This window comes from Streptomyces sp. NPDC058964 (assembly GCF_042741275.1).
In the GTDB taxonomy this organism is placed as follows: domain Bacteria; phylum Actinomycetota; class Actinomycetes; order Streptomycetales; family Streptomycetaceae; genus Streptomyces.
Map to the genome: position 1 here is coordinate 32,611 of NZ_JBHYKH010000001.1, position 12,449 is coordinate 45,059.

Below are 12,449 nucleotides of genomic sequence, written 5' to 3' on the forward strand. Positions count from 1 at the left end.
CCCGCTGGTTATTCGCTTGCCGCAGCGGGGCGCCCCCTGGAGACAATGTGTATCGCACGCACTGCTGTGGACGCCGGTCCCTTGTCCTATTTCGTAGACCTTGGCCCCGCTTTTGCGTTTTGCCGTAATCAAGACTTTTGCCGGGCATCCGGGGGGAATGAGAAAGATATGTCGTACGTGGAAATGGCGGGCGCACAGGTCCCCATCCGCATGTGGGCCGACCCCGCGACGGTCGAGGATGTCGCGCTCCAGCAGCTCCGCAACGTGGCGACCCTGCCGTGGATCAAGGGCCTGGCCGTGATGCCGGACGTGCACTTCGGCAAGGGCGCGACCGTCGGGTCGGTCATCGCGATGCGGGGAGCCGTGTGCCCCGCGGCGGTGGGCGTGGACATCGGCTGCGGAATGTCGGCGGTGAAGACGTCGCTGACCGCGAACGACCTCCCCGGTGACCTGTCCCGCCTCCGCTCGAAGATCGAGCAGGCGATTCCGGTGGGGCGGGGGATGCATGACGATCCCGTCGATCCGGGGCGGCTGCACGAGTTCGGGACCGGGGGCTGGGACGACTTCTGGGGGCGGTTCGACGGGGTCGCCGAGTCAGTCAGATTTCGTCATGAGCGTGCGGAAAAGCAGATGGGAACGCTTGGCAGTGGAAATCACATGATCGAGGCGTGTCTCGATGGGTCGGGTTCGGTCTGGCTCATGCTGCACTCCGGGTCCCGGAACATCGGCAAGGAACTGGCCGAGCACCACATCGGCGTTGCGCAGAAGCTCCCGCACAACCAGGGCCTGGTGGACCGTGACCTTGCCGTATTCGTGTCGGACACCCCGCAGATGGCGGCCTACAGGAACGATCTGTACTGGGCTCAGGAGTACGCCAAGTACAACCGCGCCATCATGATGGCGCTGTTGAAGGACGTGATCCGCAAGGAGTTCAAGAAGGCCAGGCCGACTTTCGAGCCGGAGATCTCCTGCCACCACAACTACGTGGCCGAGGAGCGCTACGAGGGTATGGATCTGCTCGTGACCCGGAAGGGAGCGATCCGCGCCGGCTCCGGTGAGTTCGGGATCATTCCGGGCTCGATGGGCACCAGCTCCTACATCGTGAAGGGGCTCGGTAACGAGAAGGCCTTCAACTCGGCTTCGCACGGTGCGGGTAGGCGTATGAGCCGGAACGCGGCGAAGCGGCGCTTCACGGTGCGGGACCTGGAAGAGCAGACGCGGGGAGTGGAGTGCCGTAAGGACTCGGGGGTGCTGGACGAGATTCCGGGTGCCTACAAGAACATCGACCAGGTGATGGAGCAGCAGCGCGACCTCGTTGAGGTCGTGGCGAAGCTGAAGCAGTTCATCTGTGTGAAGGGCTGACGCGGGACGGCCCCCGGCAGAAGCCGGGGCCGTCGGTCAGTCACGTCGAGGGAACACCGGACACCTGCAGCAAGGGCTCGGGCAGAAGGGCACCCCTGTGACTTATCGCAGCCGCTTCTCCAGCAAGGTCACCGCGTAGGGGCTGCCCAACCCCCCGTCCTTGGCCTTCTGTTCACCGACCACCGTGTAGCCCGCCGACTCGTAGTAGGTGCGCAGGCGGGGGTTGGAGGACAGGCAGTCGAGGCGTGCGTAGGGGCGGCCCGTTGCCGCGATGCGGGACTCCGCCTCTGCCAGCATCCGGCGGCCCGTGCCGGGCGGGGCAGTGTGCGGGGTGGTCATCAGGCGGTGGATGTAGCCGGCTTCGGGTGGGCGGGGACCCCAGGCCGCGGGGTCGTCCCACCAGAGTTCCCAGGCGCCCGCCGGGCGGCCGTCGGCGTACGCCAGCCAGACCTCGCCCTCGCGCATCCGGGTGCGGAAGTGGGCCTCGTCCTTCTCTCCCGGCTTCCACTGGTCGATTCCCCGGGCCAGCTGCCACAGGGCCGCCGTGTCGCGGAGGCGCACCAGTGGGGCGGTGTCGGCCGGTGTCGCCCTGCGGTACGTCAGCGGGGGCCAGGTCGTCGGGGCCGGTTCCAGGAGGCTTGCGCGGAGGGACTCCGAGAGGGCCTTGGCGTCCAGGCCCAGCGCGTCGGTGACGTAGGACTCGACCGAGCCGTAGCGTGCCTTCATGGCCGCCAGGAACAGGCGCATCGCCTCGGCCGGGGCGCGACCGAAGGCGGGCCAGGCCGGGGTGCCGCCCTCGTCGCGCCGCCAGTCGGACAGGAGCGCCGGGGTCGCGAGTTCCGTGAGGGTGAAGTCCTCGACGATCGTCGGCTCGTCCACGCCCAGCAACGTCAGGACCAAGGCCGCCAGTTGGCCCGTGCGGTCCTTGCCCGAGGCGCAGTGGAAGACCAGGGGAGTGGCGGCGGCTGCCGACTCCGCGATCAGCTCCAGGGCCCTCGCCAGCTCCTTCGTACCGTCCTGGGCCACCTCCATGTAGCGCTCGGAGAGGTAGGGACCCGGGGCGACGTCGGGGGACTGCGACGGCTGGTCGTGGGGGCGGTGCTCGATGCTGAGGTTGTGGTAGGTGAGGGAGGGGTGGACGGGGACACGGCCCCTGGCGTCGGCCTCCCCGGGGCGGCGCAGGTCCAGCACCGTGCCTATGCCCAGGGACAGGAAGCGGTCCCAGTCCTGCGTGCCTTCGGCCAGCTTGCCCAGGGAGTCGGCCCGGTAGAGCAGGCCGGGGCGGATGCGGTGACGGCCGTCCGGGGTCGGATAGCCGCCCAGGTCACGGAAGTTGTGCAGGCGGTCGAAGGTTATGTGTCTGTCCACGGCGTTGATTCTGGCCGCCGTCGCTCAGTGGCCGTGTCGTACCGCGTAGATCATGACGAATGCCACGACGTGGATGCCGAAGAGGAAGTACGCCAGGAAGTACCAGACTTGGCGTTCGTTCTTCGTCTCCTGGGCCAGGCGTCGTTTCTCCGCGGACTCGTCCAGTCCCTGGGGGTCGCTCATCACAGCTCGCGGTGGACCTTCGTGTTGGACGCCTGGGCGCGCGGGCGCAGGACGAGGAGGTCGACGTTGACGTGGCTGGGGCGGGTCACGGCCCACGTGATCGTGTCGGCCACGTCGTCGGCGGTGAGCGGGTCGGCGACGCCCGCGTAGACCTTGGCGGCCTTCTCCTCGTCGCCGCCGAAGCGGGTCAGCGCGAACTCGTCGGTCTTGACCATGCCGGGCGCGATCTCGATGACCCGGACCGGCTGCCCGACGATCTCCAGCCGCAGGGTCTCGGCGAGGACGTGGGCTCCGTGCTTGGCGGCGACGTAGCCCCCGCCGCCCTCGTACGTGCCGTGACCGGCCGTGGAGGACACCACGACCACCGTGCCGTCGCCGCTTTCCACCAGCTTGGGGAGCAGGGCCTGGGTGAGGTTCAGCGCGCCGATGACGTTGGTCTCGTACATCGTGCGCCAGTCCGCCGGATCGGCGGTGGCGACGGGGTCGGCGCCGAGTGCGCCGCCCGCGTTGTTGACCAGGACGCCGATGGTCCGGAACGCCGTCGCGAACTCGTCCACCGCCGCGCGGTCGGTGACGTCCAGCTGGTACGCCGTGGCCGAGTGGCCCGCCGCGACGATCTCCTCCGCCAGTGCCTCGATGCGGTCCTTGCGGCGGGCGGTGAGCACGACCCGGTAGCCGGCCTCGGCGAGCCTGCGGGCCGTGGCGGCGCCGATGCCGCTGCTCGCACCGGTGACTACGGCGATGCGGGAGGCGGCGGACGGTGCGGCGGTGGCCATGGGCTGCTCCTCGGGCGGGTGTGCGTTCGCTTTCGACCAGGGTAGGTGACGGGGGCGTTCGTGCCCGGGGGTGTTCCGAGGCGTGGGCGGTCAGCCGCCGTTCCTCGGCGCCCACATGATCAGGGCCATGCCGGCCAGGCAGATCAGCGCGCCGGTGATGTCCCAGCGGTCGGGGCGGTAGCCGTCGGCGGCCACGCCCCACAGGATCGAGCCGGCGACGAAGATCCCGCCGTACGCGGCGAGGACGCGGCCGAAGTGGGCGTCCGGCTGGAAGGTGGCGACGAATCCGTACGCGCCGAGGGCGAGGACCCCGCCGGCCATCCACAGCCAGCCCCGGTGTTCGCGGACCCCCTGCCAGATCAGCCAGGCGCCGCCGATCTCGAAGACCGCGGCGACGACGAACAGGGCGGCGGAGCGGAGGATCGGCATGCGGTGAGCTTCGCACGGACACGTCACCTGATGGACGGCGCGTGTCCGGGGCTCCACGTGGGATACATGCGTACATGCTGAGGACAAAGGTGCTTGCTGTGTGGGCGGCCGTACCGGTCGCGGTCGTGGTCGCCGTCGCCGGGCCCGCCCGCGCGGGCGGTACGCCGGAGGCCGACCTGGAGTACCACGGTTCGGCGGTCATGTCCGGTGACCGGATGGACGTCCGGCTCGTTCCGGGCAATCACGGGCCGTCGGCCGTGGACGAGGCGAGCGTGCAGCTGCGCTGGTCGGTGCCGCTCGCGGACCGGCAGTCGCTGCCGGACGGGTGCGTCCGTACGGGCGAGCGGGTGGTGGTGTGCGGGACGGGGGCGCTGCCCGCGGACGGGCTGGGCAAGCCGATCGACCTGGGTGTGGTGCTGAAGGACGGCGCGCCGGAGGTGACGCTGGAGATCGACACGGCGTGGAGCGACGGCACGGTGGACGCCAACCGGAGCAATGACCAGGCGCGTGTGCTGGTGCTGGACACCGGGGACGCGTACGTCTTCTGAGTCGAGCCGGGGTCTGCGCGTCGTACGATCTCTGCACGGCGCAGACGAAAGGGAGCATGGGCGATGTCCGGGAGCGCTGACGGGAGCGGTACCGCGCGGTCGGGGCTGCTGGCGGAGCTGTCCACGGTCTCCCGCCGGTACATGGCGTCGTACGCCCTGTTCAACCAGGCCGTCGCCGACAGTCTGGGGCTGCACCCCACGGACCTGCAGTGTCTGAACCTGCTCACGCTGGAGCGGGGTCCGGTGACGACGGGCCGGGTGGCGGAGCTGACCGGGCTGACGACCGGGTCGGCGACCCGGCTGGTGGACCGGCTGGAGAAGGCGGGCTACGTCGTACGGGAGCGGGACGCGGTCGACCGGCGGCGGGTGCTGGTGGCGACCGTGCCGGAGAAGATCGCCGAGTTCGGACGGATGTGGGAGCGGCTGGGCGGTGACTGGTCGGCGCTCTTCGACGACCTCGCCGACGCCGAGCTCGCCGTGATCGTGCGGCACATGAGGCGGACCGTGGAGTTCAGCGCCGAGCAGGTCGCCCGCCTCCGGGAGGCCCGGTCCGGGCAGGACCGGTCGTAGGGGCCGTCCCGGGGCGTCCTGTCCTGGCCCTGGCTCTCAGGAAGCGTCCTGGTTGTCGGTGTCGTAGCGCTCGCGTGCCGCGTGGACCTCGTCGAAGTTGGTCTCCGCCCAGTCCTTCACGGCCGTCAGCAGGGTGGCGAGGCTGCTGCCCAGCGGGGTGAGCTCGTAGTCGACGCGGACGGGGACGGACGGGGTGACCGAGCGGGTGAGGATGCCGTCGCGTTCCAGGGTGCGCAGGGTCTGGGTGAGCATCTTGGGGCTGACTCCGGCGATCTTGCGGCCGAGGTCGCTGTAGCGCATGGGGCCCTTGGACAGGGCCGAGACCACGAGGCTGACCCACTTGTCGCTGATGCGGTCGAGGAGCTGGTTGGTGGGGCAGCTCCGGATGAACGCGTCGTACTCGACGCGGGCCTGCTCGCGCCGCTGGGCCGCGGTCGTGGTCGCCATGGCTCACCTCCGGGGGACCTACGCACTCTGAGGTAACTACTTACCAATGGATAGTAGCTCTTCCTAGGGTTGTGCGCAGCGGAGGAGATACCGAAGCGAACAGCCCGACAAGGGGAGTTGTGAGTCATGCGTGCTGCTGTGGTGACGGCGTTCGGCGGGCCCGAGGCCGTGGAGATCGTGGAGAACGAGCTGCCCGAGCCGGGCGCCCGGCAGATGCGGATCAAGGTCGCGGCGGCCGCGCTGAATCCGGTGGACGCGGGGGTCCGGGCCGGTGCCTTCGGCGGGGCGGGAAAGCAGGTCGGGCTCGGCTGGGACGTCGCCGGGACCGTGGACGCGGTGGGTGCGGATGGGGCTACCTCCCTGCTCGAGCGAAGCCGAGAGCCCGGGGGATCCTGGAGCGTGGGCGACGAGGTGGTGGCCCTGGACTACGGCATGGCGAACCCGCTGGGTACGCACGCCGAGTACGTCGTCGTGGACACGGACGCGGCGGCCAAGGCGCCGGCGACGGTGGACGCCGTGCACGCGGCGACCCTTCCGCTGAACGCGCTGACCGCCGTACAGGCCCTGGACCTGCTGGATCCGGCGCCCGGCGCGTCGCTGCTGGTGACGGGTGCGGCGGGGGCCGTCGGCGGGTTCGCGGTCCAGCTCGCCGCCCACCGGGGGATCTCGGTGACCGCGGTGGCCCGTGAGGCGGACGAGGAGCTCGTACGGTCCCTGGGCGCGGCCCGCTTCACCACGGGCGAGGTCGAGCCGGGAAGCGTCGACGCCGTGCTGGACACGGCGCTCCTCGGTGAGCGGGCGCTGGAGTGGGTGCGGGACGGGGGCGCCTTCGTGGGGGTCATCCCGGGGGCGCAGCCCGCTCCGGTGCGCGGTGTGCGGACCGCCGCGGTGGAGGTGAGTCCCGACGGGGCCCGGCTGGCCGAGCTGGCCCGGCTGGTCGACGAGGGTGTGCTCACGCTGCGGGTGGCCGGGACCTACGCCCTGGACGACGCGGCCAGGGCCCACGCCCGGCTCGCGGAGGGCGGGGTGCGGGGGCGGCTGGTGCTCGTTCCCTAGGCGGAGCCGTCGGGACCGGAGGCTGTTCCGGAGACGGCCGGGTTGGTGGCGTAGGCCGTCGGCGGCACCCCCACGGTCGCCGTGAAGTCCCGGACGAGGTGAGCCTGGTCCGCGTAGCCGAGGTCGGCGGCGAGGGCGGCCCAGTCCAGGGCCCGATCGGTCTCGGCGCGCTCCAGGGCCTCGTGGATGCGGTAGCGCAGGATGACCCACTTCGGGCCGACGCCGACGTACGCGGCGAACAGGCGTTGCAGCAGTCGTACGGACACCCCCTCGGACCGGGCGAGGTCGGCGACGCGGCGGACGGTGCGGTCGGTGCGGACGCGGTCGACCAGGGCCATGGCCTGGTCGGCCTGGGGGTCGGGGCGCGGGTCGAGGGAGAGCAGGAACGCGTCGAGCGCGGCGACGCGGGCGTCCTCGTCGTCGGGGCCGAGGACCGCGCCGGGGTCGGCGTCGGGGTAGGGCTCGGGGGCGTCGGGGAGGCGGACGCGCCGGCCCGTCCAGTCGGAGACCGGGTGGCCGGGGGCGAAGGGGCGGAAGCCGCCGGGCCGGAACTGGACACCGCAGACGCGGCCGCTGCCCTCCAGTTTCTGGGTGAAGAGGCCGAGGCCGACGCCGGAGATCTCGGCGAAGGGCTCCTGTCCCCCGTACCGCTGGAAGACGACGTTCACGGACGGGTGCGGGACGACGTGCGAGGCGTACGGCCTGGGCAGGTCCCAGTCGATCAGCCAGTAGTGCTCCAGGTACGGCCGGAGCGGTTCGGCGGGCTCACGGCGGCGGAAGTCCACGTGGGCGAAGAGCTCCGCGGCGTCGACGATGCCTCGGGTGTCACGGCGTGGGGCGGCCATGCGCCGATGGTAGGGCGGGGCACCGACAGCGGGTGGAATACGGCGGCGGGGGTGACGGTTGGGAGGGTATAGTTGAAGCATAAACAACTTGGAGGTTGAGCGACCATGCAGTTCGGGATCTTCAGCGTCGGCGACGTCACCCCGGACCCCACCACGGGCCGTACGCCGACCGAGCGCGAGCGCATCAAGGCCATGGTCGCCATCGCGCTGAAGGCCGAGGAGGTCGGCCTGGACGTCTTCGCGACCGGTGAGCACCACAACCCGCCGTTCGTGCCGTCGTCGCCGACCACGATGCTCGGGTACATAGCCGCGAGGACGGAGAAGCTGACCCTCTCCACGTCCACGACCCTCATCACCACCAACGACCCGGTGAAGATCGCGGAGGACTACGCGATGCTCCAGCACCTGGCGGACGGGCGGGTCGACCTGATGATGGGCCGGGGCAACACCGGGCCGGTGTACCCGTGGTTCGGCCAGGACATCCGCGAGGGCATCAACCTCGCCATCGAGAACTACGCCCTGCTGCGCCGGCTGTGGCGCGAGGACGTCGTCGACTGGGAGGGCAAGTTCCGCACGCCGCTGCAGGGCTTCACCTCCACGCCGCGGCCGATGGACGACGTGCCGCCGTTCGTCTGGCACGGCTCCATCCGCTCCCCGGAGATCGCCGAGCAGGCCGCCTACTACGGCGACGGCTTCTTCCACAACAACATCTTCTGGCCCGCCGACCACACCAAGCGGATGGTCGAGTTCTACCGGAAGCGGTTCGCCCACTACGGGCACGGCACGCCCGAGCAGGCGATCGTCGGGCTCGGCGGCCAGGTGTTCATGCGGAAGAACTCCCAGGACGCCGTGCGCGAGTTCCGGCCGTACTTCGACAACGCGCCGGTCTACGGGCACGGGCCCTCGCTGGAGGACTTCACCGACCAGACCCCGCTGACGGTGGGCTCGCCGCAGCAGGTGATCGAGAAGACGCTGGGCTTCCGCGAGTACGCGGGCGACTACCAGCGCCAGCTGTTCCTGATGGACCACGCGGGACTGCCGCTGAAGACCGTGCTGGAGCAGCTCGACATGCTGGGCGAGGAGGTCGTGCCGGTGCTCCGGGAGGAGTTCGCCAAGGGCCGCCCCGCGGACGTGCCGGAGGCACCCACCCACGCTTCCCTGCTCGAGGCCGAGAAGAACGAGGTGACAGACGCATGAAGCTCGTCGTGGTCTCGGCGGGGCTGAGCGTCCCGTCCTCCACGCGGCTGCTCGCCGACCGGCTGGCGGCCGCCGTGGACCGCACGGCCCCGGTGGACATCCGGGTCGTCGAGCTGCGCGAGCTCGCCGTCCAGATCGCGCACAACTTCACCAACGGGTTCCCCGGGCGAGAACTGACCGCCGCCCTGGACGCCGTCGCACAGGCGGACGGGCTGATCGTCGTCACGCCGGTGTTCTCGGCGTCGTACAGCGGGCTGTTCAAGTCGTTCTTCGACGTGCTGGACAAGGACGCCATAGCCGGCAAACCGGTGCTGATCGCCGCCACCGGCGGCACCGCCCGCCACTCCCTGGTGCTGGAGCACGCGCTGCGCCCCCTCTTCGCCCACCTGCGGGCCGTGGTCGTCCCGACCGCGGTGTACGCCGCCTCGGAGGACTGGGGAGCGGAAGGACTGCCGGAGCGGATCGAGCGGTCGGCCGGCGAATTGGCGGGTCTGATGGCCGGACTCTCGGCCACGCGGCCGGAGCCGGCCGGGGTGGTGCCGTTCGAGGAGCAGCTGGCCAGGCTCGGCGCCGCCTGAGCCCACGGTGGGAGGACGGCGGACCCCCGTTCCGGGTTGTGTCTGTGACGGTGAGAGCCAGGTAAAAAGGGTGATGGTAGACCCGCTCGCCCCAGCCGAACCGACGGGGGCCTTGGCAGACTGGGTGCGTGCCCCAGACTGTGCTGCTCGCCGAAGACGACCGTGCCATCCGTCACGCCCTGGAGCGTGCCCTGAGCCTGGAGGGCTACCAGGTGACGGCGGTCGCCGACGGTGTGGAGGCGCTGGCACAGGCCCACCGCACCCCGCCGGACGTCCTCGTCCTCGACGTGATGATGCCGGGCATCGACGGGCTCCAGGTGTGCCGGGTGCTGCGCGCCGAGGGCGACCGCACGCCGATCCTGATGCTCACCGCCCTGGTGGAGACGGCGGACCGCATCGCCGGCCTCGACGCCGGTGCCGACGACTACGTCGTCAAGCCGTTCGACGTCGAGGAGGTCTTCGCCCGGCTCCGCGCGCTCCTGCGCCGCACCAGCCCGGTCGGCGCCGGCAACGGCAGCGCCGGTGTCGTCGACCCGGTCCGCGACCCGCAGGTCTCCGACCGGCAGATCGAGGCCGCCGGGCTGCGCATGGACCTCCAGGCGCGCCGGGCCTGGCGCGGCAAGCGGGAGCTGGAGCTGACCCGCACCGAGTTCGAGCTGCTGGAGCTGCTGGTCCGCAACGCGGGGATCGTGCTCGACCACTCCACCATCTACGACCGCATCTGGGGCTACGACTTCGGGCCCGGCTCCAAGAACCTCGCCGTCTACGTCGGCTACCTGCGCCGCAAGCTCGACGAACCCGGCGCCCCGCAGCTGATCCACACGGTCCGCGGTGTGGGTTACGTGCTGCGGGAGGACTGAGTGGGCAGTCTGCGGCGGCTGTTGGCCCGGCGCCGGCCCAAGCTCGTGTCGCTGCGCACCACCTTCGCCGTCTCCTTCGCGGCCGTCACCGCCGCAGTCACGATCCTCGTCGGCATCCTGTCCTACGGAGCCGCCGCCCGGCTGGTGCGCGTGGACCAGCAGTCGGTGTTCACACAGGTCGTGCAGGACGTGCAGGACGAGGTGCGGCAGCACGAGATGGTGCCGGAGGACTTCAGCTCCTCCCGGCCGGGGCACGACCTGGTGCGGCCCGCCCGGACCGACGTCCAGGTGCTCGGGGCGCGGGGGGAGATCGTCGACCACGGAAGCCCGGTGCTCCCCGTCACCGCCCGCGACCGGGCCGCGGCCACCGACAGGGCGGCCGGGAAGACCGTCGAGCACAAGGACGTCCGGGTCGGCGAGGACCTCTTCCGCATCGCTACCGTGTCGCTCGGCGACGGTCGTGGCGGGGTGCAGGTCGCCCAGGAGTTCAGCGACACCGAGGACCTGCTGCGGGCGCTCCAGCAGCGGACGCTCGCGCTGATGTCGTCCGTGGTGGTCGCCGCCGGGCTCTTCGGCTGGTGGCTGGCCCGGCGCATCACTTGGCGCCTGATCGCCCTCACCTCCGCCGCCGAGGACGTCGCCCGCACCCGTCGGCTGGGCATCGAGGTGCCCGTCGCCGGCTTCGACGAGGTCGGGCGCCTGGGACGGGCCTTCGACCGGATGCTCGGCCGGCTCGCGCAGTCGGAGGAGGACCAGCGCCGGCTGGTCCAGGACGCGGGCCACGAGCTGCGCACCCCGCTCACCTCGCTGCGGACGAACATCTCCCTGCTCCGCCGTATCGACGAGCTCCCGCCCGCCACGCGCGACGACCTCGTCGCCGACCTCACCCAGGAGGCCCGCGAGCTGACCGACCTGGTCAACGAGCTGGTCGACCTCGCCGCCGGGCAGTCCGACAGCGAGCCGCCGCAGCGGGTGGACCTCGCCGACATCGCCGAGGACGTCGTGGGGCTCGCCCGGCGCCGTACCGGGCGGGAGATCGTGCTGCGGGCGAGCGGCGACACCGGCACGGACGGGCGGCCGGGCATGCTCCAGCGCGCCATGTCCAACCTCGTGGAGAACGCCGCGAAGTTCGACCGGGGCGGCAAGGAGCCCATCGAGATCAACATCACCGGACCCGCCCGCCCCCAGGTTCTCGACTCCGCTCGAGCAGGGGGGACCCCCATCGGCTCGGTTCGCGTCGAGGTCCTCGACCGGGGGCCGGGTATCGCCGACGGCGACCTGATCCGCATCTTCGACCGCTTCTACCGCGCCGCCGACGCCCGTTCCCTTCCCGGCTCCGGCCTCGGCCTGTCCATCGTCCGCGAGGTGGCCATGGCGCACGGCGGGGCGCCGTTCGCCTTCCGGCGGGAGGGCGGCGGGTCGGTCATCGGCTTCACGGTCGGCGCGGGCACGACGGGCGGCTGGACGCGGGGCGGGACGCGGGGCGGGACGCGGGGCGGGGCCTGAGGGCGGTTCGGCCCCTCCGGTACCGGGAACCCAGGCGGTCGTCAGGATGACCAGCAGGGCAGGCTGCTCACGCCCGGCACCCCGGTCGCGCTGATCGACGTCCCCGCACTGAACCTGAGCCAGGTTGTCCTCGAGGGCACCGACTCGGCCGTGCTGACCGACGGACCCGGCCACCGCCGGGACACCCCGATGCCCGGACAGGCCGGCACCAGCGTGCTGATGGGCCGGGCGGCGGCCCATGGCGGTCCGTTCGGGCGGCTGGCCGATCTGGCCGAGGGCGCCACGTTCACCGTGACCACCGGTCAGGGCAGGGCGAAGTACCGGGTCGTCGGCGTACGGCGGGCCGGTGACCCGGCGCCCGCCACGGTGGCCGCGGGCAAGGGCCGCCTGGTCCTGGTCACGGCCACCGGTCCCCGCTTCGTGCAGGCTGGGATCCTGCGCGTCGACGCCGGCCTGGTCTCCGCGCCCTTCCAGACCCCGCTGGCCGTCATCCGCTCCGGCACCCTCCCGGAGTCCGAACAGCCGCTGGCTCGCCCCTCCGGTGTGCCGTGGCCGCTGGTCATGTGGCTGCAGGCGCTGCTGCTGGCCGCCGTCGCCGCCGTCCGGGCCTGGCACCGCTGGGGCCGGCACCAGACCTGGATCGTCTTCGCCCCCGTCGTCGCGGTGCTCGGCCTCCAGGTCGCCACGCGCACCACCGAGCTCCTGCCGAACCTGCTGTGAACCG

15 protein-coding genes are annotated in these 12,449 nt (G+C 71.5%); 9 read left to right on the forward strand and 6 right to left on the reverse strand.

Annotated elements, in window-relative coordinates; translation table 11 throughout:
* The first annotated feature begins 168 nt into the window (after positions 1-168).
* Positions 169-1,362: an RtcB family protein gene (locus tag ACFW2E_RS00165; protein ID WP_384458888.1), complete on the forward strand. Its 1,194-nt coding sequence runs from the start codon at positions 169-171 to the stop codon at positions 1,360-1,362.
* A gap of 102 nt (positions 1,363-1,464) precedes the next feature.
* On the opposite strand, the gene ACFW2E_RS00170 is transcribed toward ACFW2E_RS00165, so the two are convergent.
* The 4 genes from ACFW2E_RS00170 to ACFW2E_RS00185 all read right to left on the reverse strand — a co-directional run bounded on the left by ACFW2E_RS00170 (position 1,465) and on the right by ACFW2E_RS00185 (position 4,118).
* Entirely contained in the window at positions 1,465-2,730 is a 1,266-nt protein-coding gene (locus ACFW2E_RS00170; RefSeq protein ID WP_384458890.1) for a GNAT family N-acetyltransferase, read from the reverse strand.
* Positions 2,731-2,754: 24 nt separating this feature from the next.
* Positions 2,755-2,913 (reverse strand): hypothetical protein, encoded by a 159-nt coding sequence (locus ACFW2E_RS00175; protein ID WP_384458893.1) that lies wholly within the window; start codon positions 2,911-2,913, stop codon positions 2,755-2,757.
* A complete protein-coding gene (locus tag ACFW2E_RS00180) occupies positions 2,913-3,689 on the reverse strand; it encodes an SDR family NAD(P)-dependent oxidoreductase (protein WP_384458896.1) in 777 nt (258 codons plus the stop codon). The genes ACFW2E_RS00175 and ACFW2E_RS00180 overlap by 1 nt, the downstream gene beginning before the upstream one ends.
* A 90-nt stretch (positions 3,690-3,779) precedes the next feature.
* The gene (locus tag ACFW2E_RS00185; protein WP_384458899.1) at positions 3,780-4,118 is read right to left on the reverse strand and encodes a YnfA family protein; all 339 of its coding nucleotides are present in this window, start codon (positions 4,116-4,118) and stop codon (positions 3,780-3,782) included.
* Between the two features lie 74 nt (positions 4,119-4,192).
* On the opposite strand from ACFW2E_RS00185, the gene ACFW2E_RS00190 reads away from it, so the two are divergent.
* Positions 4,193-4,666: a hypothetical protein gene (locus tag ACFW2E_RS00190; protein WP_384458902.1), complete on the forward strand. Its 474-nt coding sequence runs from the start codon at positions 4,193-4,195 to the stop codon at positions 4,664-4,666.
* 63 nt (positions 4,667-4,729) lie between these two features.
* Positions 4,730-5,236, forward strand: a complete 507-nt coding sequence (locus tag ACFW2E_RS00195) for a MarR family winged helix-turn-helix transcriptional regulator (RefSeq protein WP_384458905.1) — start codon at positions 4,730-4,732, stop codon at positions 5,234-5,236.
* Between the two features lie 36 nt (positions 5,237-5,272).
* Here ACFW2E_RS00195 and ACFW2E_RS00200 read toward each other — a convergent pair whose 3' ends face one another.
* Entirely contained in the window at positions 5,273-5,683 is a 411-nt protein-coding gene (locus tag ACFW2E_RS00200; protein WP_384458908.1) for a winged helix-turn-helix transcriptional regulator, read from the reverse strand.
* Positions 5,684-5,809: 126 nt separating this feature from the next.
* Here ACFW2E_RS00200 and ACFW2E_RS00205 point away from each other — a divergent pair, with 126 nt between their 5' ends.
* Positions 5,810-6,739, forward strand: a complete 930-nt coding sequence (locus ACFW2E_RS00205) for an NADP-dependent oxidoreductase (protein ID WP_384458911.1) — start codon at positions 5,810-5,812, stop codon at positions 6,737-6,739.
* Here ACFW2E_RS00205 and ACFW2E_RS00210 read toward each other — a convergent pair.
* The gene (locus ACFW2E_RS00210) at positions 6,736-7,584 is read right to left on the reverse strand and encodes a DUF6597 domain-containing transcriptional factor (RefSeq protein ID WP_384458914.1); all 849 of its coding nucleotides are present in this window, start codon (positions 7,582-7,584) and stop codon (positions 6,736-6,738) included. The two genes, ACFW2E_RS00205 and ACFW2E_RS00210, sit on opposite strands and share 4 nt — an antisense overlap.
* A gap of 105 nt (positions 7,585-7,689) precedes the next feature.
* Between ACFW2E_RS00210 and ACFW2E_RS00215 the strand changes: the two genes are divergently transcribed.
* The 5 genes from ACFW2E_RS00215 (at position 7,690) to ACFW2E_RS00235 (ending at position 12,445) form a co-directional block, all read left to right on the forward strand.
* Positions 7,690-8,781 (forward strand): LLM class flavin-dependent oxidoreductase, encoded by a 1,092-nt coding sequence (locus ACFW2E_RS00215; RefSeq protein ID WP_384458917.1) that lies wholly within the window; start codon positions 7,690-7,692, stop codon positions 8,779-8,781.
* Complete coding sequence (locus tag ACFW2E_RS00220; protein ID WP_384458920.1) at positions 8,778-9,359, forward strand: FMN reductase; 582 nt, start codon at positions 8,778-8,780, stop codon at positions 9,357-9,359. Before ACFW2E_RS00215 ends, ACFW2E_RS00220 begins: the two co-directional genes overlap by 4 nt.
* A 140-nt stretch (positions 9,360-9,499) precedes the next feature.
* On the forward strand, positions 9,500-10,219 hold the full coding sequence (locus tag ACFW2E_RS00225; protein ID WP_384458965.1) for a response regulator transcription factor: 720 nt from the start codon (positions 9,500-9,502) through the stop codon (positions 10,217-10,219).
* Complete coding sequence (locus ACFW2E_RS00230; protein WP_384458923.1) at positions 10,220-11,725, forward strand: ATP-binding protein; 1,506 nt, start codon at positions 10,220-10,222, stop codon at positions 11,723-11,725.
* Positions 11,726-11,818: 93 nt separating this feature from the next.
* The gene (locus ACFW2E_RS00235) at positions 11,819-12,445 is read left to right on the forward strand and encodes a sortase (RefSeq protein WP_384458968.1); all 627 of its coding nucleotides are present in this window, start codon (positions 11,819-11,821) and stop codon (positions 12,443-12,445) included.
* Positions 12,446-12,449: the final 4 nt, after the last annotated feature.

Coding starts and splice junctions, on each gene's coding strand:
- ACFW2E_RS00195 (WP_384458905.1), top strand. CDS start 4,730: ATGTCCGGGAGCGCTGACGGGAGCGGTACCGCGCGGTCGGGGCTGCTG.
- ACFW2E_RS00180 (WP_384458896.1), bottom strand. CDS start 3,689: ATGGCCACCGCCGCACCGTCCGCCGCCTCCCGCATCGCCGTAGTCACC.
- ACFW2E_RS00190 (WP_384458902.1), top strand. CDS start 4,193: ATGCTGAGGACAAAGGTGCTTGCTGTGTGGGCGGCCGTACCGGTCGCG.
- ACFW2E_RS00220 (WP_384458920.1), top strand. CDS start 8,778: ATGAAGCTCGTCGTGGTCTCGGCGGGGCTGAGCGTCCCGTCCTCCACG.
- ACFW2E_RS00200 (WP_384458908.1), bottom strand. CDS start 5,683: ATGGCGACCACGACCGCGGCCCAGCGGCGCGAGCAGGCCCGCGTCGAG.
- ACFW2E_RS00175 (WP_384458893.1), bottom strand. CDS start 2,913: ATGAGCGACCCCCAGGGACTGGACGAGTCCGCGGAGAAACGACGCCTG.
- ACFW2E_RS00205 (WP_384458911.1), top strand. CDS start 5,810: ATGCGTGCTGCTGTGGTGACGGCGTTCGGCGGGCCCGAGGCCGTGGAG.
- ACFW2E_RS00185 (WP_384458899.1), bottom strand. CDS start 4,118: ATGCCGATCCTCCGCTCCGCCGCCCTGTTCGTCGTCGCCGCGGTCTTC.
- ACFW2E_RS00210 (WP_384458914.1), bottom strand. CDS start 7,584: ATGGCCGCCCCACGCCGTGACACCCGAGGCATCGTCGACGCCGCGGAG.
- ACFW2E_RS00215 (WP_384458917.1), top strand. CDS start 7,690: ATGCAGTTCGGGATCTTCAGCGTCGGCGACGTCACCCCGGACCCCACC.
- ACFW2E_RS00165 (WP_384458888.1), top strand. CDS start 169: ATGTCGTACGTGGAAATGGCGGGCGCACAGGTCCCCATCCGCATGTGG.